The organism is Myxococcus sp. SDU36 (assembly GCF_030168875.1).
Lineage (GTDB): Bacteria > Myxococcota > Myxococcia > Myxococcales > Myxococcaceae > Myxococcus > Myxococcus vastator.
Map to the genome: position 1 here is coordinate 4,072,051 of NZ_CP077414.1, position 24,294 is coordinate 4,096,344.

The 24,294-nt window shown below is 70.1% G+C and carries 24 protein-coding genes and 1 tRNA gene; 16 read left to right on the forward strand and 9 right to left on the reverse strand.

The window, feature by feature from the left end:
- Positions 1–3: 3 nt before the first annotated feature.
- Positions 4–1,071, reverse strand: coding sequence for a hypothetical protein (locus tag KGD87_RS15970; RefSeq protein WP_284668270.1), 1,068 nt, complete (start codon positions 1,069–1,071; stop codon positions 4–6).
- Positions 1,072–1,467: 396 nt separating this feature from the next.
- Between KGD87_RS15970 and KGD87_RS15975 the strand changes: the two genes are divergently transcribed.
- From KGD87_RS15975 to KGD87_RS15995, 5 genes are all read left to right on the forward strand, one after another.
- A complete protein-coding gene (locus tag KGD87_RS15975) occupies positions 1,468–2,343 on the forward strand; it encodes an alpha/beta fold hydrolase (RefSeq protein ID WP_284668271.1) in 876 nt (291 codons plus the stop codon).
- 124 nt (positions 2,344–2,467) lie between these two features.
- Positions 2,468–3,316 carry an FAD binding domain-containing protein gene (locus tag KGD87_RS15980; RefSeq protein ID WP_284668272.1) on the forward strand — a complete coding sequence of 283 codons (849 nt, stop codon included), beginning with the start codon at positions 2,468–2,470 and terminating at the stop codon, positions 3,314–3,316.
- Positions 3,309–3,779 carry a (2Fe-2S)-binding protein gene (locus tag KGD87_RS15985; RefSeq protein ID WP_284668273.1) on the forward strand — a complete coding sequence of 157 codons (471 nt, stop codon included), beginning with the start codon at positions 3,309–3,311 and terminating at the stop codon, positions 3,777–3,779. The genes KGD87_RS15980 and KGD87_RS15985 overlap by 8 nt, the downstream gene beginning before the upstream one ends.
- On the forward strand, positions 3,776–6,097 hold the full coding sequence (locus KGD87_RS15990; protein ID WP_284668274.1) for a xanthine dehydrogenase family protein molybdopterin-binding subunit: 2,322 nt from the start codon (positions 3,776–3,778) through the stop codon (positions 6,095–6,097). Before KGD87_RS15985 ends, KGD87_RS15990 begins: the two co-directional genes overlap by 4 nt.
- 100 nt (positions 6,098–6,197) lie before the next feature.
- Complete coding sequence (locus KGD87_RS15995; RefSeq protein ID WP_284668275.1) at positions 6,198–6,932, forward strand: endonuclease/exonuclease/phosphatase family protein; 735 nt, start codon at positions 6,198–6,200, stop codon at positions 6,930–6,932.
- 18 nt (positions 6,933–6,950) lie between these two features.
- Here the strand turns inward: KGD87_RS15995 and KGD87_RS16000 are convergent, their stop codons facing one another.
- Positions 6,951–8,483 carry a PKD domain-containing protein gene (locus tag KGD87_RS16000; RefSeq protein ID WP_284668276.1) on the reverse strand — a complete coding sequence of 511 codons (1,533 nt, stop codon included), beginning with the start codon at positions 8,481–8,483 and terminating at the stop codon, positions 6,951–6,953.
- A gap of 143 nt (positions 8,484–8,626) precedes the next feature.
- On the opposite strand from KGD87_RS16000, the gene KGD87_RS16005 reads away from it, so the two are divergent.
- From KGD87_RS16005 to KGD87_RS16020, 4 genes are all read left to right on the forward strand, one after another.
- On the forward strand, positions 8,627–8,845 hold the full coding sequence (locus KGD87_RS16005) for a hypothetical protein (RefSeq protein ID WP_284668277.1): 219 nt from the start codon (positions 8,627–8,629) through the stop codon (positions 8,843–8,845).
- A gap of 274 nt (positions 8,846–9,119) precedes the next feature.
- Positions 9,120–9,671, forward strand: coding sequence for a GNAT family N-acetyltransferase (locus KGD87_RS16010; protein WP_284668278.1), 552 nt, complete (start codon positions 9,120–9,122; stop codon positions 9,669–9,671).
- Positions 9,672–9,690: 19 nt separating this feature from the next.
- Entirely contained in the window at positions 9,691–9,945 is a 255-nt protein-coding gene (locus KGD87_RS16015) for a YdeI/OmpD-associated family protein (RefSeq protein ID WP_284668279.1), read from the forward strand.
- A gap of 370 nt (positions 9,946–10,315) precedes the next feature.
- A complete protein-coding gene (locus KGD87_RS16020; RefSeq protein WP_284668280.1) occupies positions 10,316–10,900 on the forward strand; it encodes a hypothetical protein in 585 nt (194 codons plus the stop codon).
- Between the two features lie 44 nt (positions 10,901–10,944).
- Here KGD87_RS16020 and KGD87_RS16025 read toward each other — a convergent pair whose 3' ends face one another.
- Both KGD87_RS16025 and KGD87_RS16030 read right to left on the reverse strand, forming a co-directional pair.
- Complete coding sequence (locus KGD87_RS16025; protein ID WP_163782506.1) at positions 10,945–11,319, reverse strand: cupin domain-containing protein; 375 nt, start codon at positions 11,317–11,319, stop codon at positions 10,945–10,947.
- Positions 11,320–11,509: 190 nt separating this feature from the next.
- Positions 11,510–11,710: a cold-shock protein gene (locus KGD87_RS16030; protein ID WP_163782507.1), complete on the reverse strand. Its 201-nt coding sequence runs from the start codon at positions 11,708–11,710 to the stop codon at positions 11,510–11,512.
- A gap of 351 nt (positions 11,711–12,061) precedes the next feature.
- Here KGD87_RS16030 and KGD87_RS16035 point away from each other — a divergent pair, with 351 nt between their 5' ends.
- From KGD87_RS16035 to KGD87_RS16050, 4 genes are read left to right on the forward strand one after another with little or no spacing between them, the layout of a single operon-like run.
- Complete coding sequence (locus KGD87_RS16035; RefSeq protein ID WP_284668281.1) at positions 12,062–12,625, forward strand: periplasmic heavy metal sensor; 564 nt, start codon at positions 12,062–12,064, stop codon at positions 12,623–12,625.
- Positions 12,626–12,671: 46 nt separating this feature from the next.
- On the forward strand, positions 12,672–12,893 hold the full coding sequence (locus tag KGD87_RS16040) for a hypothetical protein (protein WP_140794422.1): 222 nt from the start codon (positions 12,672–12,674) through the stop codon (positions 12,891–12,893).
- Positions 12,894–12,908: 15 nt separating this feature from the next.
- Positions 12,909–13,589, forward strand: a complete 681-nt coding sequence (locus KGD87_RS16045; protein ID WP_163785193.1) for a response regulator transcription factor — start codon at positions 12,909–12,911, stop codon at positions 13,587–13,589.
- Positions 13,586–14,986 (forward strand): sensor histidine kinase, encoded by a 1,401-nt coding sequence (locus KGD87_RS16050; protein ID WP_284668282.1) that lies wholly within the window; start codon positions 13,586–13,588, stop codon positions 14,984–14,986. Before KGD87_RS16045 ends, KGD87_RS16050 begins: the two co-directional genes overlap by 4 nt.
- 9 nt (positions 14,987–14,995) lie before the next feature.
- On the opposite strand, the gene KGD87_RS16055 is transcribed toward KGD87_RS16050, so the two are convergent.
- The 5 genes from KGD87_RS16055 to KGD87_RS16075 form a co-directional block, all read right to left on the reverse strand.
- Positions 14,996–15,826: a carboxypeptidase regulatory-like domain-containing protein gene (locus KGD87_RS16055; protein ID WP_284668283.1), complete on the reverse strand. Its 831-nt coding sequence runs from the start codon at positions 15,824–15,826 to the stop codon at positions 14,996–14,998.
- 100 nt (positions 15,827–15,926) lie between these two features.
- On the reverse strand, positions 15,927–16,784 hold the full coding sequence (locus KGD87_RS16060) for an ABC transporter permease (protein WP_284668284.1): 858 nt from the start codon (positions 16,782–16,784) through the stop codon (positions 15,927–15,929).
- On the reverse strand, positions 16,781–17,773 hold the full coding sequence (locus KGD87_RS16065) for an ABC transporter ATP-binding protein (RefSeq protein ID WP_284668285.1): 993 nt from the start codon (positions 17,771–17,773) through the stop codon (positions 16,781–16,783). The genes KGD87_RS16060 and KGD87_RS16065 overlap by 4 nt, the downstream gene beginning before the upstream one ends.
- Before the next feature lie 29 nt (positions 17,774–17,802).
- Positions 17,803–18,687 (reverse strand): heme o synthase, encoded by an 885-nt coding sequence (gene cyoE / locus KGD87_RS16070; RefSeq protein WP_284668286.1) that lies wholly within the window; start codon positions 18,685–18,687, stop codon positions 17,803–17,805.
- A gap of 319 nt (positions 18,688–19,006) precedes the next feature.
- Positions 19,007–21,364 (reverse strand): tetratricopeptide repeat protein, encoded by a 2,358-nt coding sequence (locus tag KGD87_RS16075; RefSeq protein WP_284668287.1) that lies wholly within the window; start codon positions 21,362–21,364, stop codon positions 19,007–19,009.
- A gap of 193 nt (positions 21,365–21,557) precedes the next feature.
- On the opposite strand from KGD87_RS16075, the gene KGD87_RS16080 reads away from it, so the two are divergent.
- From KGD87_RS16080 to KGD87_RS16090, 3 genes are all read left to right on the forward strand, one after another.
- Positions 21,558–21,633: transfer RNA gene (locus KGD87_RS16080), tRNA-Ala, on the forward strand.
- 106 nt (positions 21,634–21,739) lie between these two features.
- Positions 21,740–22,366 carry a DUF2760 domain-containing protein gene (locus tag KGD87_RS16085; RefSeq protein ID WP_284668288.1) on the forward strand — a complete coding sequence of 209 codons (627 nt, stop codon included), beginning with the start codon at positions 21,740–21,742 and terminating at the stop codon, positions 22,364–22,366.
- A gap of 61 nt (positions 22,367–22,427) precedes the next feature.
- On the forward strand, positions 22,428–24,290 hold the full coding sequence (locus KGD87_RS16090; RefSeq protein WP_284668289.1) for an Hsp70 family protein: 1,863 nt from the start codon (positions 22,428–22,430) through the stop codon (positions 24,288–24,290).
- Positions 24,291–24,294 lie beyond the last annotated feature (4 nt).

Sequence of the window (24,294 nt, forward strand, 5' to 3'; positions counted from 1 at the left end):
TGGCTATTCGAAGAGTGAGAGCTGCCCCAGCGAGCGCAACGCTCCCGTCGTCTCTTGCGGAGTTGCCCGCACACGGACCTGCGACACAGGTGTCGTGCCCGTGAGGTCCACTTCCATGAAGGACTGCACCCCGGCGCCGTCGAGCAGGTTGGCCAGGGGCATCCACTCGGCGCCGTCCGCGCTTCCCTCCAGCACCAGCTCGCTCATGGTGCCCGACACCCCGAAGTTGCGCAGCACGGCCTTGCGCGGAACCACCGGCCGCGAGAGCTGCACGGCGACCTCCCGGACTCCCTCCTGGAAGAGCACCAGCTCACCGAGGTCGCCGTTGGTGATGGGACAGGGCGTCTCGGCGTTCACGTAGGTGCACGCCGCGCCACGGCTTGCTGGGACGAGGGCACGGCGAGGCAGGACAACGTCATCACTGGAATAGGTGATGCCGACCGTCACGCCCCCCGCATTCGCCTCGCGCGCGGTCGTGATGGAGGCCTTGAGCCCCTCCGCGTCCTCGAGGACGTAGTCGCTCAGGAGGACCGGCGAGGAGACCTTGAGCACCTGCCAGGCCTCCCTGGCGCCCGACGGGTGGAGGTACAGCACGTGTTCATCGCTCCCGGCACCGTGGGTGGCGGACAGCGGACTGAAGCCCACGCTCACCCCCTGCGCCTCCGCGGTGGCCGCCAGCGTGCCGGTCCACTCCTGGAAGACGGGCAGCGCGACCTCCGCCTGCTGGATGAGGAAGAAGGCCGAAACGCTCCTGCCCTGGGACTGCTCGGGCGAGCGGGCCACGAAGCAACGCGCGATGCTCCCGTTGCGGGTATCCGCCCCCAGCAGGTCGAGCTCGAAGGTGCCATCGGCGCGGGTCTTCACCGACCTCCAGCTCGCCGAGAAGGCAGCGAACGCGCACGAGGAGTTCGCGCTGCGGTAGAGCTTCAACTGCGTGTCCGAGAGCGGCGCGCCAGCCTCGTCAACGAGCCGCCCACTCAGGACGATGTCCAGGTCCTCCTCCACCTTGCTCTCGGAACAGCCGCCCGACATCGCCACCACACCCAACGTCAACGTGCGCATCCATCGCATGGGAACCTCCTTCACCGGTGAGCCGCGCTGTCACTGCAAGAGCGGTGCGCAGCCCCCTTCCCTCTGAGGACGGGAGCCTGGGCGGGTCCGCTCCTGACAGTGGCGTCGTGGCGCGTCCGCTACGCGGGTGCCACCGCCGCTTCGCAGTGCCTTCCGCCCTCACGCGAGTCCTTGTCGCCATCGTGGTCCTTCCCTCTGGACGAGCAGCGGGTGCGCAGCGCACCCGCTCCACACCGCGCACACGGGCTCGGCCAGGGATTCCCGAGGGGGCGCGCTCCGACGTGACGTGGTCCCGCGGGGGGCAGTCCTCCAACGGTGCCCCTGAAGCCGCGCGCAGGGGTGCGCACCTGTGCAACTGCTTGCAGACTTCAGGACAGCACCTGCGATGATGACCCGATGAAATCGGCATTCAAGGGTGAGCAGGCGAAGGCCATACTCTCCCGGTGGCACGACCATTTCCGGGGGCGCCTGCGGGTCCCCACGGAGAGCCGGACGGTGCAGACCCGCGTCGGTGACACGCATGTGCTGGTGGGCGGTCCAGAGGCCGCGCCCAACGTGGTCGTCCTCCACGGCGCGCTCGCGAGCTCCGCGCACGTGCTCCACGAGCTGGCACCCCTCCTGAAGCGATTCCGGCTTCACGCGGTGGACGTCGTCGGCCAGTCGGTGAAGAGCGCGGATGTGCGGCCCTCGGTCGCGAACAATGACTATGGCGAGTGGCTCCGAGACGTCCTGGATGGTTTGGCGCTCCAACGTCCCCATGTGGTGGGTGTGAGCTGGGGCGGCTTCGTGTCCATCCGGCTCGCGGCCATCGCGCCCGAGCGCATCGACAGGCTCGCCCTGCTCTTCCCCGCGGGCGTGGTGAATGGCTCTCACTGGGACGGGCTCACGAAGGTGGCCCTCCCGATGATGCTCTATCGGATGTCCCCATCAGAGCGGCGCCTGAAGGCGTTTGTCCGACACCTGCTGACGACCACGGATGACGACTGGGCGCCGTTCCTCGGCGACGCCGTCCGCGCATGCAACATGGACATGCGGGTGCCCGCGCTCGCGAAGCCGGAGGAACTCGAGAGGTTGAAGGCCCCCACGCTCGTCATGGCCGGAGATGGGGATGTGAGCTTCCCCGGAGAGAAGCTGCTCACCCGCGCGCGGGTGCTCTTTCCCACGCTCGCCTACCAAGAACTCATCAAGGACTGTCACCATTGTCCGCCAACGACGGACGCCTTCCGGCAATGGCTTGCGGGGCGCCTGGGTGACTTCCTGAGAGCGAGCTGACGCGCTTCCCCGCACGGGCAGCGCCCAGCCGATGAGGAGGCGCCGAGAGTGATTGCCCGACCGGGCGGGCGGGCGTCTGCGTTCCTTGCTAGACTCCCGGTGAAGAGACCTGGGGGGTGACGCAATGAGATACGCGGAGCCAGAGTCCGTCGAGGCCGCGCTGTTGGCCCTCAACGCGCATGAGGATGCCCGATGTCTCGCGGGCGGGGCCTCGCTGGTGGCGATGATGAACGCGGGTCGCATCGCCCCCGGAATGCTGGTCAGCCTCCACCGCATTCCAGAGCTGTTCACCATCACCGAGGCCTCGGACGGCATCTGGCTGGGCGCCATGTGCACCCACCGAACGGTCGCGGCCGACACGCGGCTGGACGGGGCCATGGAGGTCGTGCGCGGCGCGGCGCGGCAGCTCGCGCATCCGGCCATCCGCAACATGGCCACCCTGGGCGGCTCCATCGGGCTGGCAGACCCACGGACGGAGCTGCCCGTGGCGCTGGTCGCGGCCTCGGCGCTCGCGGAGGTCGCGGGCGCCCATGGCCGGCGAGCCGTGCCCGTTGAGTCACTGTTCGTGGACAGCCACCGCACGGCCCTGCAACGGGGTGAGTTCGTCACCCGCGTCTTCCTCCCACGAGGCGCGACCGGAGCCGTGGGGCACCACCTGCGCTTCAGCCGCGTGGCCGCCGACTACCCCACGGTGTCTGTTTCGCTGGTGCTCGACATGGAGGGCGACACGTGCCAGCAGGTGCGCGTGGTCGTGGGCTCCTGCGCGCCCGTGCCGCTCCACCTTGACGCAGCGGACCAGCGGCTCATCGGGACGCGGCTGGAGGCGGAGGACGTGGCCGCTGCGGGAGGCCTGCTCGCCCAGGCCGCGGCGCCCATCGACGATGTTCGCGGCTCGGCGGAGTACCGGCGCATGTTGATTCCGCGTCTGCTCGGCCGCGCCCTCTCGCAGGCCCGGGAGCGCGCCCATGTCTGAAACGGTCTCCATCTCACTCACCATCAACGGCGCGGAGCACGCGCTCACCCTCTCCCCAGAACGAACCTTGCTGGACGTGCTGCGCGAGGACGTCCGCGCCACGGGAACCCGGCGCGGATGTGACGAGGGGAGCTGTGGTGCCTGCACCGTGCTGGTGGAAGGCCTGCCCGTGCTCTCCTGCCTGTCGCTCGCGGTGACGCTGCCCGGCCGCGCCATCACCACCATCGAGGGCGTCAGGAACGGCCCTGAGCTCCACCCCGTTCAGCAGGCGCTGGTCCGGCACGGCGCGGTGCAGTGCGGCTTCTGCATGTCTGGCATCGTCCTGGCCGCGAAGGCGCTGCTGGAGCTGAACCCGTCCCCATCCGTGGACGAGGTCCGCCAGGCGCTCGGCAGCAACGTCTGCCGGTGCTCCGGCTACACGCGCGTCGTGGAGGCGATTGCCTCGGTGGGAGGTCGGCCGTGAGCGACGACGTCAGGCCGGAGCCAGCGCCGCGCCCCGTGGGCGAAGTCCTGGGACAATCCGTACCGAAGCCGGATGCACGCGAGAAGGTGACGGGGCGCGCTGTCTACACGGAGGACCTGTGCGTCCCCGGCATGCTGCATGGCGCCCTGCTGGGCAGCCCGCATCCCCACGCGCGCATCCTGTCCTATGACACCTCGCGCGCGCGGGCCTTGCCGGGCGTGCGCGCCGTGCTCACGGCGGAGGACCTGCCTGCTCACGACATCGGGCCCGCCATCAAGGACCAGCCAGTGCTCGCGCGAGGCAAGGTGCGCTACGCAGGCGAGCCCGTGGCCGCCGTCGCCGCGGTCGACCTCCCGACGGCGCGCAGGGCGCTCGGGCTCATCGACATCCAGTACGAGGTCCTTCCCGCCGTGTTCGACGCGGAGGAAGCGCTGCGCCCGGACGCGCCCGTGCTGCATGCGCCGCGAGGCCCCGGTCATCCCAACGCCGCGTCGTACATCCGGCTGGTCGAGGGCACGCCGGACTCGGTGTGGGCGCGGTGTCACGTCGTCGTCGAGGACGTGTACGAGACGCCCGCGCAGCAGCACATCTACCTGGAGCCGTGCTCGACGCTCGCGGAGGTGGACCCCGACAGTGGGAAAATCACCCTCCACACGTCCACCCAGTCCGGGTTCCGGGTCCAGGCCGTCACCGCGGAGGCGCTGGGCATGCCCATGTCCCGCGTGCGCGTGCTGGTGCCGCGCGTGGGAGGCGCGTTCGGCGGCAAGGTGGAATCCACCAACCAGCCCATCACCGCGGCGCTGGCGATGGCGGCTGGCGCACCGGTCCGGCTGACCTTCTCACGCACGGACGACATGAAGATGATGCGCTCGCGCCATGGCGCCCGCATCTTCATGCGCACGGGGGCAACGCGGGACGGCCGCATCCTCGCCCGGCAGGTGCGGATCCACTTCGACACCGGGGCCTACGCGGATGACGGCCCCTTCGTGGCGAACATCGGCAGCTACTTCGCGCGCGGGCCGTACCGGATTCCCCATGTCGACGTGGAGTGCTGGTGCGTCTACACCAACAAGCTCCGCGCAGGAGCGTTCCGCGGCTTCGGCAATCCGCAGATCCACTTCGCCAGTGAAGTGCAGGTGGACCGGCTCGCCGAGGCCTTGGGGATGGACCCCATCGCGCTACGGCTCCGCAACGCACTGGAGACGGGCGAGAAGTGGCTGGGCGGCGCGCCGGTGGAGAGCGGGACGCTGCGGGCCTGTCTGGAGCGGGCCCGGGACGTCTCGGACTGGGCCCGACGGCGGGAGCGGACACCCACGGCCCCTGGAAAGCAGCGGGGCATCGGCGTGGCGGCGGTGAGCCATGTGTCTGGCCTGCTGGGCTCGAGCGCCACCGTTCGGCTCAACGAGGACGGCACCGTCACCGTGAACACCGGTGCGGTGGACACGGGCCAGGGCTCCGACGTGGCCCTCACGCAGGTCGCGGCGGGCGCGCTGGGGCTGTCCATGGAGCAGCTCAACTTCAGCCGCCCGGACACGGACACGTCTCCGTATGACTGGTGCAGCGGGGGCACGCGGACGACCTTCACCGTGGGCCGCGTCATCACCCAGGCCTGCGAGCAGGTGCGTGCGCAGCTCTTCGCGCACGCCAGCGCGCTGCTCCAGCGTCCGGTGCCGCGCTTGGAGCTGAGGCCCGGCGGCTTCGTCGGCGTCCGGGACGAGCCCGGAACGTCGGTCTCCTTCGCCGCCATCGCCGGGCGCGCGCTCTACGTCGAAGGCGGGCCCATCATCGCGTCCGCCCGCTACCTGTATCCCGCGTGGCAGCTCGACACGAACCGGACCCAGGTCGAAGGGCTGCCCTTCATGGGCAACGGCTTCTTCGTGTTCGCGGCGCAGGTGGCCGAGGTCGAGGTGGACGAACTGACAGGCCACGTCGAGGTGCTGGAGGCGTGGAGCGTCCACGACGTGGGCCGGGTCATCAACCCCGCGGCGACGGAGGGACAGGTCCAGGGTGGCTTCGTCCAGGGCCTGGGCTACGCGTTGACCGAGGAGCTGGTGTGGAACGAGGGCCAGCTCGTCAATCCCACCATGGGGGACTACAAGGTCCCCGGCGTGCTGGACGTGCCCGTGGCCCTCCACGCCGTGCTGCTGGAGCAACCCTTCGGTCCAGGGCCGTTCGGAGCCAAAGGCGTTGGCGAGGTGGGCCTGGTGGGCGTGGCCCCCGCCATCTGCAACGCCATCCGGCATGCCACCGGAGCGCAGGTCCGACAGCTCCCCGCCACGGCAGAGCGCGTGCTGCGCGCGTTGATGGAGCGGGACTGACGCCTCCTTGGCGCGATGTCACGACATTTCAATGAATTACACGACTTGCTAACTTCCCTCGGTTCGTCGGGACTCACCCGGCGCCCGATTCGAGGGAAGCATGCTCAAGCTCTTGTCGTCGGCGGTTCTCGGCCTGTTGGTCACCCTGGGGATTCTCCCCGACAACGCGTCCGAGACGGAGGCGCTCGCGGCCACGACCGTCACCGTCGCGACCCACAACACCCTGCGTGGGCAGGCGACCTTCAGGCCGCTGGCGGACATCATCGGCTGGCAGGAGGTGGAGAACGCGGTAGCGCACAACAAGCTCGAGACGCTCGAGAACTACAGCCACTTCCGGCCGGGCGCGGAGCGGGTGGCCGCGCGGAACTCCATCGCCATCTCCTGGCGCAAGAACAAGTTCGAGAAGACGGGTGATGGCTCTCGGATGACGCACGGAGGTTCGGCGGGGGAGACGCCCGCGCGCTTCGTGAACTGGGTCGTCCTGAAGCACAAGACGACCGGAGCGAAGCTGGCGTTCATCAACACCCACTACATCTCCGGCGCGTGGAACGGCAGTCATCCGGACCGTCAGGAGCGCTGGCGCACCCACAACACCGTGGTGCGCGAGGTCGTCGCCGAGCTCCGCGGCCGAGGCCTCCCAGTCGTCCTGCTGGGAGACTTCAACCGCCAGCTGTCGCAGGACATCCCCGGGATGAATCACCTGCGCACGGCGGGCGTCGCTGGCGTGCCCATTGACCAGATATACGTCAGCCTGGGCATCGGCACCGGCCCCGCCGAGCGCCTGGAGAAGTACGGCTCCGACCACTTCGCCTACACCGCGACCGTGCAGTTCTGAGCCCCGCTCACGGCCGCGTCAAGGCGCCTTGCGCTGCTGGCTCACGAGCCAGTTCTGCGCGTCGGAGCGGCTCCAGAACGAATCCCAGCCGCTGTGCCCGCCGCTGGGATTCACGGTGAGGAGGAACTCGCCGCTGTAACCAGGGCACTGCCGCAGCAGCGTCTGGAACCCCGTGGTGGCATTGGTCCACCGGTGGACGGAGAAGGTGCCATCGTCCGCATTGCCAGAGGCCCACATGGGGAAGTCATCGAGCTCGCACACGTCCGCGGGCGTGGGCGGGAAGTAGGCAATGGGCATCCCCCCGGCATACGTCGAGCGATACTTCTTCATCTGATCATTCACTCCGCTCCCGCCCGAGGACAAGCCCGTCATCGTCACCCGGTCCGGGTCGATTTCGTACTCGCTCAGCGCCTGCTGGACGAGGGTGTGCGTGGCGTCCACCTGCCACCAGGTGTCCAGCGGGGCGCCCACGCGAGGGCCGTTGGGCGCGATGACGACGCCAGGGAACGTGTCGACCAGCGGCTTGCCGGGCGTGAGCTGCCGGATGAAGCCCTCTGGATTCGCGCCCACCTGGGTGTGGTCTCCGTTGAGCGTGGAGCCGCCTCGGCCATGCAGGGAGAGCACGAGGGGATACTTCTTGCCGGGCCTGGTGCCGTAGTCCTTGGGCAGGAAGACGGCGGTGTCATAACGCCCGCCGCGATTCCACACGTGCAGCTTCCCCGCGCGCGGGTCCGGTGGCGCGCTCTCCGGGTGAACGATGACGCGCACGATGTCCGAGCCGGTCGCCCCCTGATTGTCCGTGGCGGTGAGCCGGAAGACGTACACCCCCGCGACCAGGTTGCTGGCGGTGGCCGAGGGCGAGGTGGCGCCCGTCAGCGTGGCCGGAGACGGCCCCGAGACCTGGTCCCAGAGGTAGTGGGTGACGGTGCCATCGCCATCGCTGGCCGAGCCCTGGAGCGGCACCGAGCTGGCGGGCAGCGCAATGGTCGTTTCGTTGCCCGCGAAGACCCAGGGAGGCTGGTTCGAGAGCACGGAGCCGAAGACCTGAATCTCACGGACGCGGCACAGGTTGTCATTCATCGCGAGCTTGCACTGAAGCCGCACGTACCGGGCATTCACGGGTTGCGCGAAGGTGAGCGTCCGGACGTTCTCGGTGTTCCCGGTGATGGCGCCACCCGGGACGACCTGATGGCTCGCGGTGTTGCTCGTCCGGGACATCACGTCGAAGTCGACCATCCGCCCGTAATTGCTATCCCGGCTGACGTACAGGGTGATGCTCTGCACGCCATGCACGGCCTGAAGGTCCACCTCAATCCACTCAGGATTCGAGGGAAGGGGCGAGACCGCCGAGGACCAACGGTCCGACGTGTTGATGATGCCGTTGAAGGCCTTCTCCGGCCCAAACTGCGTGGGATAGCCGATGGCGTGTATCGAAGACGCCGATGAAGGCTTTCCAAGGGCGACGTTGGTCGCTTGCGCCTGGGCGGGAACAGCGAGTGACAAGGATAGGAAGCACAGGGCTTCCGTCAGGGTGCGGAGACTCCAGCGCATGACTCACCTTCCGTTGAGAGGGACGCCGAGTGTGACAGCATGGAGACGTCATTTCATGCAAAACTAGAAAAACCGCTTTATCATGCGCCGCGACCGCCCCGGTGTGACGTCCCGACGCTTCGATTCCGAGGTAGGCTGACACCATGGTTCCGCTGACCGACCGGACTTCGCTGCCCCAGGAAGCGCGCTCCGCCCTGGAAAAGGAGCTGGCGTCCCTCACGCTGCTCCAGGACGTGGTGCGCTGGGGCTTCGCGAGCTCACCGCCGCGCGATGTCACGGAGGTCATCGTCCAGGACGAGTTCACCCACGACGTGGTGATGCCGTGGATGGAAGGCAGCTACCTGGTCTTCGACACGACTTGACTGGGCGGAGTCACTTCGGTCTCCGTGTGGGACCACCGACCCAGCGCAGATGAACTCCTCGACGCCCGGCTTGCATCCGGCTGGGCGCCGACGCCGACGAGCACCGTCGACGGCGACGTCATCATGGGCCATGCCGCGTGCAGAGTGCCGCGACAGCGGGCCTGACGCTGGCGGCCTCCAGCGAACATGCCCATCCGGAAATCAGCCGAGCGTTCCAACGTCGCGCCACCACATCGTGTGGAAGGCGCGGCACCAGCCCCCAGGAGGAGCATCCGTGCCCGCAGCGACCATCCCCACCGTTGAGACCGAGCGCCTCGTGATGAAGGGTCACAGCCTCGAGGACTACGAGGAGTGCCTCGCGATGTGGAGTGACTCCGCGGTGGTGCGCTACATCAGCGGCAAGCCGTCCACACGCGAAGAGATGTGGTCGCGGCTCCTGCGTTACGTGGGCCATTGGGACCTGCTGGGCTTTGGCTTCTGGGTGGTGCGTGAGAAGGCGACGGGTCGCCTCGTGGGCGAGGTGGGCCTGGGCGACTTCCACCGCGACATGCAGCCGCCCCTGGGCGCCGGGCCCGAGGCAGGCTGGGTGCTCGCCCCCGGGTTCCATGGCAAGGGGTACGCCACCGAGGCGGTCCGCGCGGCCCTGGCCTGGGCGGATGCCCGGCTCAGCCCTGAGCGCGTGGTGTGCATCATCGCGCCCGAGAATGCGGCGTCCATCCGCGTCGCCGGCAAGTGCGGCTTCCGGCAGACGGGACAGGGGAGCTACAAGGGAGAGCCCTCGCTCATGTTCGAGCGCCTGGCACCGGTGAAGCTGGGGGCTCGGTGATTCACGGGGAGACATGACCATGGCCACCACGAAGCACCCGACGCTCAAGCGCGCCATCCAGCCGATGCCCGCGAGTGTCCGGGCAGCGCTGGTGAAGCGCGGGCTCATGGAGGCCTACAAAGCGAGGCCTCCGTACCAGCAGAACGACTATCTCGGATGGATTGCGCGGGCCAGGCTCGAGGCGACGCGGCAGAAGCGGCTCGACCAGATGCTGGATGAACTGGACGGCGGGACGAAGTACATGAACATGGCGTGGTCTGGCGGGCGGAAGTAGAGCTGGGGTTCGCCACCGCGTCCTTCGAGCGGGCCTCTGGCGAGCCCCAACGTGTCTGAACGGCTCGCATGGCATCGGGGAATGCGGATGCGCCCATTGTCTGGGTCAGGTCACCTGGAAGATCCGCTGAACCCGATTTGATAGGCTGCCTGGAATGAGGCCTCGACTCGCGCTTCTCCTTGGAGTGGCCTCGGTTGCCCCTTGAAGACCGCGCAACGTGCTTCCGGCAACGGCAGACATCGGTAGACTGACGGTCATGAGAGCCCTCTCCACGATACTCGTCGCGGCAATCGCGCTCTGCCTGTGGCCGACGACAGCGGAGGCATGTGTTTGCGTCGCGGGCGGGGGTAACCTTCACCATGACCTCAAGGTGGCGCGTGAGCGCGCGAGCGCCATCTACCGGGCTCGCGTCATTCCGGTCCCCAGGGGTCCCTACCTGGGAACGGTGGACGTCGAGGTCCTGGAGGTCATCAAGGGCCCCGTCGTCACGGGCGAGAAGTTCAAGCTCCCCCAGGGTGGCGGTGGCGATTGCCGTGTCCGGTACCAGGGCGACGCGGTGTATCTCATCTACGCAGAACCCAAGGACCCCAGGTTGATCTGGCGCTGCTCCCGCACCCGTCCGATGCCCTCACTGGATGATGCGGAGTGGGTCTGGCTCACCACGGGGAAGCTCCCTTTCATTCCCGCCGTGGTCCAGCGCGAGTCCGTGTCCAGCGAGCCGTGCGCAGAAAACAAGAAGTGCGTGTCGAAGTGGGAGCCACCAGAAGCGCTCTCCGCGGACCAGTGCCATTGGCGAACCCCCGACCAGGCCCGTTGCACCTTCACCGGCACCCGGCGCCCTCTCCCAGAGAACGCACCGACGTCACCGCTGCTGGTCTGCCGGCCCGAAGCAGGACACGCGTCCAGATACGCCTGCACCGTCCAGAAGGCCCCGAACCCAACGCAGGCGGAATGAGCACCAGCGCCCACAGATGAACGCGCCGAGCCTTGAAACGCACCTCACGCCTTCGCGGGCGGTTTCGTCCCCGCGTCCTTCCCTTCATCCCGGCCGTGCACGGCCGCGGGCGGACTCGTGGCTTCCACGGCGGAGAAGGTCTCCAGCACCTTGTACGTGTGGCTGGAGCCACGCGGCACCAACCACGAGTCACCCGGGTTGAGCAGGATGACCTGTCCCTCGAGGTGCAGCTCCGCGCGGCCCTTCAGGACGAAGCCCACCGTTTCGTAGTCCCTCATGGTGGCGGGCGCCGGCTCTCCAGGCGGTTCGTCCTCCCACAGCCGCATCGCCAGGCGGACGCCAGACGCCAGGTACTTCTGCCCCATCTCGCCCTTGGGAGAGTGCCGACTCTCCACCTTCTTCACGCTGGTGTCGCCCATGCCTTCGTCTCCGTTGGATGGCGGCGGATGTGCCGCGCGTCTGCCGAGAAGGTAAGGAAGGCCTCCAGGTGCCGACGAGCACCCAGCACGGACCGCCAGCCCGGCGCACCAGGGGCCAGACATGCGAAGGCCCCGCCTCCCTGCTGGGAGACCGGGCCTCGGGCACACTCCAGGGTGGCCTGCGGGTGCTTCAGACGGCGCGGACGTTCTGCGCCTGCAGGCCCTTGGGGCCACGCGTGACCTCGAACTCCACCTGCTGCCCCTCCTGGAGGGTGCGGAAGCCATCCATGTTGATGGCGGAGTGGTGGCAGAACACGTCCTCACCGTTGTCCTGCGCGATGAAGCCGAACCCCTTGGCGTCGTTGAACCACTTCACGGTACCGATTGCCATGTGACCTTCTTCCTTCTGCTTCGAGGCCGCCGCCAAGGGCTGCCCGATCGACGTGTGCGGAGCGGACGCCGCCCCGGCCTCCTAACGACAGACTTCCTGGCGCCTCCTGTCCACCGGGCAACCGCCTTCCGGGCGGGCAGCCGTCCGCCAGCCGACACTCCACGCGCCCCCGCGCATCCCGCCAGGGCCGCGAGCCGTCGTCGTCCCCTCACTCCCCCACCCTTCCCCTGAGGCCGCCTTCACACTTCTTCACCGCGCGCGGGCGTGGCCTTCATACCCGCCCTCTACCTTCCCGCTCGTCACCACCAGCGCCGACCCCTCAGGGGACGGCCACATTGGGAGCGTGGAACCATGTTCGGGTTTTTCTTCGGAACCGCCTGCCTCGCCGGGCTCATCTACACGGTCCGTGGCGGGCGCCACGGGCACCACCGCGGAGGCCGCTGGAGCTCACGCGGTCGCCTCCGCTGGCTCTTCGAGCGGCTGGACACGTCGCCCGGCCAGGAGAAGGTCCTCCTCAAGGCCGCCGACGAGGTCCTGGAGTCCTTCGCCAAGGCGCGTGACGAGGTAGGCCCCAGCCGCACCGCCCTGGCCACCGCGCTGCGCGGTGAGCACTTCGACGGCGCCGCGCTGCGTGAGCTCTTCGCCCGCCACGATGTCGCCATCGACAACGTGCGCCGCACGGTGCAGGGCTCGCTCGCCCAGGTCCATGAAGCGCTGGACTCGCGGCAGCGCCGCGAGCTCGCGGACCTCCTCGAGCACGGCTTCGGCTCCGCCCATGGCTGGCACGGAGGCCCTGGCGGCTGGCATCGCCGCTGCTGCGGCCACGGCGGCTGGCGAGGCGGCGCCTTCGGCCACGGCGGCGGCCATCGCCACGGGGACAGCCCCTGGGGACGCGATGACGCGCGTGGCGTGTGAGCCCCGAACCGACACCCCTCTTCGTCGTCCTTGAAGGAGCGATTCCATGCGCCGCCGTCTGCTTATCGTCCTGCTCGCCCTGGGCACCGTCGGAGGCTATGCCTCCGGCTTCGCCAGCGTGGCCCGCCACCGCCATCACCTGCGCCACTGTCACCACGGCGCCTGGGAGCACGGCTGGAGCCCCCACGGCAGGTGGGAGCCTTCCGGCCAGCGAGGGGTGACTCCCCCGCCGGCGACCCGCGTGTCCATCCACACGGCCTCCCCCTGAAGTAGAAGGCGGTTCATGTCCACGCGCGTCCTGCTCATCGACGATGACACCCGGATGTACGAGCTGCTCGAGCAGTACCTCGGGCAGAACGGCCTCAGCGTCACCCACGCGGCGGATGGCGGCCGGGGGCTGGCGGCGCTGGAGGCCAGCGCCTTCGACGCGGTGCTGCTCGACGTGATGATGCCCGGCATGGACGGCCTGGAGGTCTGCAAGCGCATCCGCGGCAAGAGCCGCATCCCCGTCATCATGCTCACCGCGAAGGGCGACGAAACGGACCGCGTGGTGGGCCTGGAGCTGGGCGCGGACGACTACCTCCCCAAGCCCTTCAGTCCCCGCGAGCTGCTGGCGCGGCTGCGGGCCGTGCTCCGCCGCTCGCAGCCCTCGGTGGTGGCGGACCGGCTGGAGTCGGGCGGCGTGTCCATCGACGTGGCCGGGCGCGAGGTGCGCGTGGAGGAGCGCGCCGTGGAGTTGACGGGCCTGGAGTTCGACTTGCTCGTCGCGCTGGTGCGCAGGGCCGGACGCGTCATTCCGCGCGACGCTTTGCTGGGCGAGGCGGGCCGCAGTGACACGGTGGTGGGCGAGCGCACCGTGGACGTGCACATCTCCCATCTGCGGCAGAAGCTCGGTGACGTGGGCACCCGCCTCATCAAGACGGTGCGCGGCGTGGGCTACGTGTTCGCCAAGGAGGGCCCGTGAAGCGCGGCGGGCCCTGGGGCCACAAGCGCGGCTGGGGCGCGTGGGGCGACGCGCATGATTGCAGCCCCTGGGGACACCGGCATCCGCCGCACCGCTACTGGCACATGGGCCGGCTGGGCAGCTTCGTGCGCGCCCGGCTGCACCGGCGCCTGTTCATGTGGTTCGGCCTGTCCATCCTCGCCACCGGCGCCGTGGTGGCCACGGTGATGAGCCTGGTGGGCGGAGGCACCTGGAAACAGGAAGGCGAGCGCGTGCGCACCTTCGTGGGCCACCGCTTCGAGGAGGTCTGGGACGAGCCCGCCCGGCGGGACGCGCTGGTGGCGTCCATCGAGAAGGACTTGCAGGTGGGCGTGGAGCTGCGGGACGCATCCGGCGCGGTGCTGGCGCGGACCGAGGAGCCGTGCCGGAGGCCCGAGTTCAACCTGCCCGTGATTCGCGATGGCATCACCCTGGGCTCGGTGCGCGCGTGCTACGCCAGCTTCCGTCCGAAGAGCCCCCTGCGGATGGTGCTGCCCCTGGTGCTGTCGTGCATGGTGCTGTGGCTGGCCGCGGGGAAGCTCGCGCGGCGGCTCGCGCGGCCCATGGATGAGCTGGTGCGGGCCACGCGTGCGCTGGGCTCGGGCCGGCTGGACTCGCGCGCGGACATCGCGCCGCACGTCACGGGGGAGTTCGCCGTGCTGGCGGATGCCTTCAATGACATGGCGGGGCGCATCGAGAAGCAGGTGGCGGACCAGCGCGAGCTGCTCGCCGCCGTGTCCCATGAGCTGCGCACCCCGCTGGCCCGGATGCGCGTGCTGACGGAGCTGCTCCGCGACGGAGGCGGCAACCCGAAGACGCTGGACCAGGTGGACCGAGAGGTGGTGGAGCTGGATGCGCTGGTGGGTGAGCTGCTGGCCAGCTCCCGGCTGGACTTCGGCCAGCTCACCCCGCGGGTCCTCGATGGCCAGGCGCTGGCCACGCAGGCCCTGGAGCGCGCGGGCCTGGCGAACGCCCTGCTGGACGTGGAGGTGGAGCACGCGGGGCTCGTGGGAGACGCGACGCTGCTGGGCCGCGCCCTGGCCAACCTCCTGGAGAATGCGCGCAAGCACGGCACTGGCGCCGAGGCCCTGCGCATCCAGGAGCGAGGCGAGCACCTGGCCTTCTGCGTGGATGACCGGGGCCCCGGGCTTCAGCCCGGCGAGGACGAGCGCATCTTCCGGCCCTTCTACCGGAAGGACCACGGCACCGAGGCGCGCGAGGCGGGCTCCCTGGGCCTGGGGCTGGCCCTGGTCCAGCGCATCGCGCACGCCCACGGCGGAGACGTCTTCGCGGAGAACCGCCCCGGCGGCGGCGCACGGGTAGGCTTCACCGTGCGGAAGAACGGCCCTCCGGAGTCAGAGAGCCGCCCCGCCGCGTAGCGCCTTCCGTCACTTCCGCGCGGACGCGTCCTCCGTGGAGAAGGAGAACGCGGCCTCGGCCGGCGCGTCGTCCTTCACCGTGACTTCGGCCGTCTTCGTGCCCAGCGTCTCGTGCCAGGCCTCCACCGTGTACGTGCCCGCGGGCAGGCCTTCGATTGCGAATGCACCGTCCGCGCCCGTCGTCACGAAGTACGGATTCTCATTGCTGACGACGAAGGCGGACATCCACGGGTGCACGTCACACTTGAGCTTCAGCACGTCCGCGTCCGCGGGCAACGGCCGCTCCACCGGGGCGCCGGACGGCGGCTGCGCGACGTTGAACGCGGGCCTGGTGCCCACGATGCCGCGCACGTTGTGCAGCGTGCCGTCGCTGTTCTTGAACGCCACCTGCTGCCCCGCCATCGCGCCCTGCACGCGCGGAACGTAGGTGCACTTCGACTGGTCCACCACCACCGGCGTGGCGGGCGCGGGAGGCGCGCCGGGCACCTGGCCCTTCACGCGCACCAGCACGTTCTGGAGGTTGCCGTCCTTCACCACGACCGACGCATCCTTCGTCGCCATGCCCTCACACGCCGGGTCATTGCTCGCGGGGATGTCGGCGGCCTCGGGCGGCGTGCCGGTGAACTTCACCGTACCCTTCACCACGCCCTTGCCCGCTGGAGCCCCGGGCGCGGCGGCGGCACCTTCCGGCGCCTGGATGGGCGAGGCGGCGTGCGGCTCCTTCTTCGCCGCGGGCGCGGCGACGGGCGGCGCGGAGGCCGGCTCCTCCTTCTTGCAGGCAGAAAGGGACAGCAGCCCCGCGGTCCCCAGCAGCGTCAGGCCGAGCGTGCGCAGCGTCATCGTGCAATCTCCTCGGGAAGTCAGGTGATGCGTCTGCCCACCTCGTAGCGAAAGGGGCAGCGCATGTCCAACCCACCGGGACACCGCGAACGGCTGCGGTCTACTCCCGGCGGCTCACGCTGAAGGCCGCCAGCCCGACGAACACCGCGGCGAACGCCACCAGCACCGGCACTTCCAGCCCCGCCGAGGACGACGACGCGCCCAGCGCCACCGACGCCTCCGCGCCGTACAGCGCCCGCCGCACGCCCTCCACGGAGTAGCGCATCGGGTTGAGCCGCATCACCCAGGCCAGCCAGGTGTCCGCGCCCTTGAGCGGGAACACGGCGCCGGACAGCACCCACATGGGCAGCAGGGCGATGCTCATCACCGCGTGGTAGCCCGCACTGGAGCGCACCCACCACGCCAGCGACATGCCCATGCCCGTCAGCGCCAGCGCCGTCAGCACCATGACGGCCAGCAGCAATGGCACGTTCAGCGTGGCCGCGCTCACCCCCGCCAGCGGCGCCAGCAGCAGGAACAGCGACGCCTGCAGCAACGCGATGGCGGACGAGCCCAGCGACTTGCCCAGCACCACCGCCAGCCGCGAGCCCGGCCCGGCGAGCACCGCCTGGAGGAAGCCCTCCTTGCGGTCCTCGATGACGGTAATCGTCGCGAAGATGGCGCTGAACAGCAGCACCATGGTGACGACGCCCGGGAAGAAGAACTGCTGGTAGCCCAGGCCCTGCGCCCCCTCCACGCGGAAGGAGCCCGCGAAGCCGGAGCCGATGACGAACCAGAAGAGGACGGGCTGCGCGAGCGCCCCCACCACCCGGGAGGGCTGGCGGAAGAAGCGGACGATGTCGCGCATCATCAAAACCCGCACCGTCGCCCACTGGAGCGCGAGCGCTCCGGGCGGAGACGACACGGCCGGAGCCCCGGCGTTCATCGGTTCGGGGGCGGCGGACAGCTCGGCGCTCATCGACGTCTCCTCGGCGCGGGGTCTGCGGTGGGCACGTCCGCGCCCAGCGCGCGCCCCGTCAATTGGAGGAACACGTCCGCCAGCGTGGGCCGGCGCAGCGCCACGGAGGTCAGCCGCCCGGCGGGGAAGGCCTCCACCAGCCGGGGCACCAGCGCGTGGCCCTGCGGCGCCTCCACCTGCACCCGGCCCTCCACCACCTTCGCGTCCAGCTTCAGGCGCTCGCGCAGCTCGGCCGCCAGCGCCTCCGGCTCGGGCGCCTCCACGGAGAGGATGTCTCCGCCCATGCGCGAGGCCAGCGCCCGCGGCGTGTCACACGCCACCAGCTTGCCCGCGTCCAGCACCGCCAGCCGGTCGCAGACGTCGGCCTCGTCCGCGCGGTGCGTGGTGAGCAGCACCGTGAGGCCCTCGCTGTCGCGCAGCCGCTTCAGGTGCGCCCAGAAGGCGCGGAAGGCCGCCTCGTCCAGGCCCTGCGTGGGCTCGTCCATGAGCAGCACGCGCGGCTGGTGCACCAGGGCCCGCGCCAGCTCCAGGCGCCGGCGCATGCCCCCGGACCACGTGGACACCCGCTCGTCGCCTCGGTCGGCCAGGCCGATGAGCGACAGCATCGCCTCCACCCGCTCGCGGGCCCGCTCTCCGCCCAGGCCATACAGCCGGGCGCCGAGCAGCAGGTTCTCCCGCGCGGTCAGCAGGTCATCCAGGCTGCTGCGCTGGAAGATGATGCCCATCTGCCGGCGCAGCGACGGGTCGCTCAGCGACAGCTCCCGTCCCTCGAAGCGGACGAGCCCCGCGTCGGGCGACAGCAGCCCGGCCAGCACCTGGAACGTGGTGGACTTGCCCGCGCCGTTGGGGCCCAGCAGGCCCAGAATCTCCCCCGGGCGCACCGACAGGGACAGGCCGTCCACGGCCGTGCGCCCCTTGAAGCGGCGCGTGAGCCCCTCCAGCTGGAGCAGCGGTTGAGAGGTGGCAGTGGAAACCAGGACTTCGGGCATGAGCGGGCGTCCCCCGTGCGCCCCGGACGCTATTCGCGAGGAACTCGGTCCAGCGCCAGCGCGGCGAACAGGCCAGTGACGTAGATGAGTGAGAAGAAGAACGTCTGGCGGGCCCAGGTGTTTCCCAGCCGCCGGAAGAAGCCCCACGCCCCCAGGCCGAGGAAGCCCAGGCCCAGGAGCACCGCCGCGGCCAGGTACCACGCGCCGGCGATGTGGAGCTGGAAGGGCAGGAGCGTCATCGGAATCAGCGCCACCAGGTAGAGCACCACCTGCGCGCGGCTGGACTCGTCACCCCGCTCCAGCGGCACCGACTTGAGGCCCGCCGCCCGGTACTCCTCCTTGCGGAAGAGCGCGATGGCGATGAAGTGCGGCATCTGCCACAGGAACATGATGGCGAAGAGCGAGAAGCCCCCCGCGTCCAGCTGGTGGGTCACCGCCGTCCAGCCCATGAGCGGAGGCAGCGCGCCGGGCACCGCGCCCACCAGCATGGCCGCGGACGTGCGCGCCTTCAGCGGCGTGTAGGCCAGCACGTAGCTCAGCAGCGCCACCAGGCCCAGCGCGGCGGTGAGCACGTTGGCGCCCAGGGCCAGCGCCGGAAGCGACACGGCCGCCAGGGAGATGCCGAACCACAGCGCCACCGCCGGCTCCATGCGCCCGGAGGGCAGCGGCCGGTTGCGGGTGCGGTCCATGAACTGGTCGCTGTGCCGCTCCCAGTAGCAGTTGAGGGCATTGGCCGCGCCCACGGTTCCCGCCGTGGCCAGCAGCGTCACCAGCGCGTTGACGGCGCCCAGGTGGCCGGGCGCCAGCCACATGCCGCCCGCCGCGGTGACGAGCACCAGGGTGGAGAGGCGCGGCTTGGTGAGGGAGATCAGGTCGGACGCGACTGTCGGCAAGGACTCGGCACGCGCGTTCACACAGACTCCAAGAGGTAGGCACGACAGACACGCTGCCGGCGCGGTAACGGCCTTCCCCATACAGGCACCACCCGGGGGTGGGCAAGGACACGGCGCCCCTGGGAGGCTCCGGCGGACGGACGCCCGGCTGGCCCCCGTGAGTCACAGGGCGACACCGGACTCCCGCCACCCACCCAGGTGCGGCGGGGGGAGACAAACGCCTCCGGCATAGCGTCAGGGTGGAGGGGGCGGCAACCACGACAACGGGGCTGACCGCGCGTTCAACTGCCCGCGCGCATCAGCCCCGCTTGTCCGGCGCCTGGAAGGCCGCCGCGGTGCTTCAGCCGCCCGCCAGCGAGCGGGCCGCGGACGCGTGCTCGCCGCTCGGGTCGCGCTTCAGGTACTCCTGGGCAAGCATCTTCGCCTTGGCGCCCTGCTTCGAGTCCTTCGCCAGCAACGTGGCGTAGTGGAAGTAGGCGGGCGAGTACGCCTCGTCCGCGTTGAGGGCGCGCTGGTACGTCTCGTCCGCCTTCGCCGCGTCACCCTTGCTCTGGAACACGCGCCCCAGCTCGGTGAGCGCCATGGCCGCGCGGTCCGACTGCCCCAGGAACTCCTGGCTCGCCTTCTCCAACTGCTCCTGCGCCAGGTCCCACTTGGACCGCTCGCGGTAGATGGCGCCCATGGCCAGCCGGGCCTCCGGGTTCTTCGCCTTCGGGTCCTTCACCGCGCGCTGGTACTGGGCCAGGGCCTCATCCAGCTTGCCCTGACGGCGGTACGCGTTGCCCAGCATCACCACCAGCTTCGGGCTGTCACCCATCGTCTTGAGGGCCGTCTGGAGCGACTCGGCGGCTTCCTTCTCGCCGCCCTGCTTGCCCATGAGCGCCTTGGCCAGCTCGACGTAGAACTGGGCGCGCGAGGCGTCCATGCGGATGGCCTTGCGAATCTCCTCGACGGCCGCGTCGTAGTTGCCCTCCGCCAGCAGGCGGCGGCCCTTGATGAGGTGCAGCTCCGGGTTCTGCTTGTCGAGCGAGAAGCCGGTCTCCTCGCTCTTGAGCATCTCCGAGCGGGCCTTGTCCTTGTCCTGAGGGACGGCGGTGGCCTCGGCCAGCTTCTGCTGCATGTCCGGCTTCAGGTCCGTCATGGCCGCCGACACGCGGCTGATGAGCAGCGAGCGCGCCAGGTGCGCCGCGGCCAGCTGCCGCGGAGACGGCGGCGGGTCGGACTCCAGCAGCTTCTTGAGCATGGTGTGGGCCAGCCCGAAGTTGGGCGAGTCCTGCTCCAGCATCAGCAGGGAGCGGCCCAGCAGCGACTCCGGGTGGTCCTTCTCGTACCGGAGGGCGGAGTCGTAGTTCCGCCAGGCTGCGGCGTCCTGGCCCAGGCGGCGGTACACCGCGCCCAGGCTCGCGTAGGTGCGCGGGTCATCCGGAGACAGGCCCTGCGCGCGGTCCAGGCTGTCGCGGCTCCGGTCCAGGTCGCCCGCGTTCATCTGGATGAGGCCCAGCGTGAGGTACAGCAGCGAGCTGGAGCGGCCCTGCGCGTCCAGGCCCTTCACCTTCTCCTCCAACTGCCCCAGCGCGTCCTTGCCCTTGCCGCTGTAGGTCTGGATGAGCGCCTCGGACGCGATGAGGTGCGAGCTGAGCTCGCCGCTCTCCTTGCCCGCGGCCAGGTGCTCCTCGGCCTGGCGGCGAGCATCATCACCGCCGCCGTGCTCACCCCAGCGGATGGCCCAGGCGTAGGCGAGGTAGCCGTGCGCCACGGCGGAATCGGCGTCCACCTCCAGCGCCAGGTCCGCCGCCTCGACGGCCTTCTTGTAGCTGTCGAAGGAGTCGTGCTTGAGCAACTCGCTGGCCGCATCCAGGCTCTTCTTCAGCTCGCGGGACTTCGTGCGGGCGTTGGCCGAGTACCAGCCATAGCCGATGGCGAACAGCGGGATGGCCACCAGCAGGCCCAGCGTCACCATCTTGCTGCCGCCACTGCCACCCGACGAGGCGCGGCGGCGGGACACCGGCTCGTCGTCCTCGTCCTCATCCACCTCTTCCACGACGACCTGGGGCCGGCGCTGAGGGGGCGCGGAACGCGGCGCGGGGGCCTCCGCGCGCGCGGAGGGCGCGGGCTTCGCGGCCTGGGTGGCCGCGGGCTTCGCCGCCGGCGACTGCGTGCCCGCCGTGGACGCGACATTGGAGAGCGCGGCGGCGGACTGCTGGGTGGCGGACGGGCCCGGCGTCGCGGGCGCAACCGGAGCGGCGACCGGAGCCGGCGCGGCGGGCCGCGGCGGTTCAATCTTGTGCTGCTGGAGCAGCGTGACGGTGTCCGGGTCGCCCGGATCCACGGTGTAGGCCTTGAGGAGGTTCGCCTTGCCGGGCTCCGCTTCACCCGTCTTCAGCTGCAGCGCGCCGGCCATGCGCAACGCGGCCTTGTCGTCGGGCTGCACCTGAAGGGCGCCGAGCGCCTCTTCCAGCGCCTTCTTGTCCTTGCCCTGCTCCGCATAGACGCGGGCAAGCAGGAGGCGGGGGTCCGCCGCATTCGGGTGGGCCTTCACCCCCTTCTTGCAGACGACCATCGCCTCCATGAAGCGGCCCATGCTCAGGTACGCTTCAGCGAGGGGCTTGTAGGCCGCCGACGACGGGTCGGAGGCGAAAGCGTGTTCAAGCTTCGCGAGCTCGGCTGGGCTCAACGTCTTCGCAGGGGAGATAGACATTAACGGGGGGCAGCTTAACGGGCGGGAAGGATACGCCTGACAAGGGGGGTTTTTATGGCACCCGGTACGCAGCACGTCAATCGCCGGAATCCATGTTGGCAGCTTGCGCTTGACACCGTGAAGGGCCTCCGGTACTAGCCCATCCCACTTCGGCGGCCCCAAACCGCGGAGGCGCAGCAAGCAGTCCCGTCATGGGGGTGTAGCTCAGTTGGGAGAGCGTCGCGTTCGCAATGCGAAGGTCGTCGGTTCGATCCCGTCCACCTCCACCATGCAACAAACGAAGGGCCTCACGGGAAACCGTGAGGCCCTTTGCATTTGGGGCATCCCGGCGAACTGCCGAATTGCAAAGCATCCGGGCTTTGTTATCCGGTGCCGATGACCGACCAGCCCGCCTCTCTGTCGTTCTTCGCCCGCTTCTGGCTCGCCTGGCTGTGCTTCTGGCGCTGCCTCGTGTCCCGCGAGTTCGCGCAGGCCGTGCTGCCCACGAGCAAGGCCTACGACGCTGGCCAGCTCGCCCAGCTTCCTTCGGGCGGCCCCGCCCCCACCCCGCTTCCCAAGCAGGAAGAAGTCCGGCCCACGCCCCGTGCGCCCGAGCCGCCCCCTGCCCTTCCCCCCGAGCGCGAGCACGCCAGCGCCCTGTCCCTGCTGGGCATGCTCCAGCGCGAGGGCCGCTTCGTGGACTTCCTGCAGGAGAACGTCTCCGCCTTCTCCGACGCGGAGGTGGGCGCCGCGGCGCGCATCGTCCATGAGGGCTGCCGCAAGGTGGCCCAGACGTACCTGACGCTGGAGCGGGTGCTGCCCCAGTCGGAAGGAGACTCGGTGCCGGTGCCCGTCGGGTTCGACGCCCAGCGCATCCGCCTCACCGGCAACGTGGCGGGCCAGCCGCCCTACAACGGAGTCCTGCGTCACCACGGCTGGATGACGACGGCGGTGAAGCTGCCCACCGTCAGCCCGGCCATCGACCCGCGCGTGCTTGCTCCCGCGGAGGTCGAGCTTTCCTGAGCCGGCCACTACGGCCTCACAGCGCGAACAAACCCGCGTCTTCCAGGAGTTCTCGTCCGATATGGCCCGCTATTCCATTGGCATCGACCTGGGCACCACGCACTCCGCGGTGTCCTACTTCAACCTGGAGGAGGGCAAGGCTCGCGGCGGCGCGCAGTCCATGCTGCCCGTCCCCCAGTTGACCGCGCCCGGCACCGTCGAGGCCCGCCCGCTGCTCCCCTCCTTCCTCTATCTGCCCTCCGCGCAGGAGTTCCCCGCGGGCAGCCTGGCGCTGCCTTGGAAGCCGGAGGCCAGCATCCTCCTGGGTGAGTTCGCCCGCACGCACGGCGCCAAGGTGCCCACCCGGCTGGTGTCCTCCGCCAAGAGCTGGCTGTCCCACCCCGGCGTGGACCGGCGCGCGGCGCTGCTGCCGTGGCAGGCCCCTGAAGAGGTGCAGCGGGTGTCGCCGCTGGACGCGTCCGCGCGCTACCTCCGCCACCTCAAGGAGGCGTGGGACCACACCTTCGCCCGCGAGCGCGAGGAGTCCGGCAACGCCCTGTCCGAACAGGACGTCATCGTCACCGTCCCCGCCTCCTTCGACGCGGCGGCGCGCGACTTGACGCTGGAGGCCGCCAAGGCCGCGGGCATCCCCAACATCACCCTCCTGGAGGAGCCCCAGGCCGCGCTCTACGCGTGGCTGGAGGCCATGGGGGAGAACTTCCGCAGGCAGGTGCAGCCCGGCGAGGTCATCCTCGTGGTGGACGTGGGCGGCGGCACCTCCGACTTCTCCGTCATCACCGTGCGCGACAGCGCCGGGGATTTGGAGCTGCTGCGCGTGGCCGTGGGCGACCACATCCTGCTGGGTGGCGACAACATGGACCTGGCGCTGGCGCACACGCTGAACCAGCGGATGACGGCCGAGGGCAAGAAGCTGGACGCCTGGCAGTTCAACGCCCTCACCTACGGCTGCCGTCAGGCGAAGGAGGCGCTCTACGCCGACCCGTCCATGGAGCGCGCGCCCATCTCCATCCCCGGCCGGGGCTCGTCGCTCATCGGCGGCACGCTGCGCACGGAGCTGACGCGCGAGGAGCTGGAGCGCGTCCTCACCGACGGCTTCTTCCCCGTGACGCCCGTCACCGAGCTGCCGCGCACCGCGCGCCGCACCGGCCTGGCGCAGATGGCGCTGCCCTACGCCCAGGACGCCGGCGTGTCCCGGCACCTGGCGGCCTTCCTCACACGGCAGGCGCAGGCGCTGGCGACCAGCCCGGACGCGCCGGTGGACGTCAGCGGCAAGGCCTTCCTCCACCCCACGGCGGTGCTCTTCAACGGCGGCGTCTTCAAGGCCGGCCCGCTGAAGGCGCGCGTCATGGAGGTCCTCAACGGCTGGCTCACGGCGGATGGCGGCGAGCCCGCCAAGGAGCTGGAGGGCGCGGACCTGGACCTCGCGGTGGCGCGCGGCGCCGCCTATTACGGTTGGGTGCGCCAGGGCCACGGCCTGCGCATCCGCGGCGGCACGGCCCGCGCCTACTACGTGGGCGTGGAGACGGCGATGCCCGCGGTGCCCGGCATGGAGCCGCCCGTGAAGGCGCTCTGCGTGGCCCCCTTCGGCATGGAGGAAGGCACGCAGGCGGACGTCCCGCCCCAGGAGTTCGGGCTCGTCACCGGTGAGCCCACCAGCTTCCGCTTCTTCTCCTCGTCCCTGCGGCGCGACGACAAGGTGGGCGTCATGCTGGAGGACGTCGACACCGAGCTGGCCATCGGCGGGCTGGAGGAGCTGGCCCCCATCGAGACGACCATGCCCGGCCAGCCCTCCACCTTCAGTGACTTGACGCCCGTCAACCTCCAAGCGGCGGTGACGGAGGTGGGCACACTGGAGCTCCGGTGCCTGGAGAAGGAAGGCCCCGGACGCTGGAAGCTGGAGCTCAACGTCCGCATGAAGGAGTAGAAAG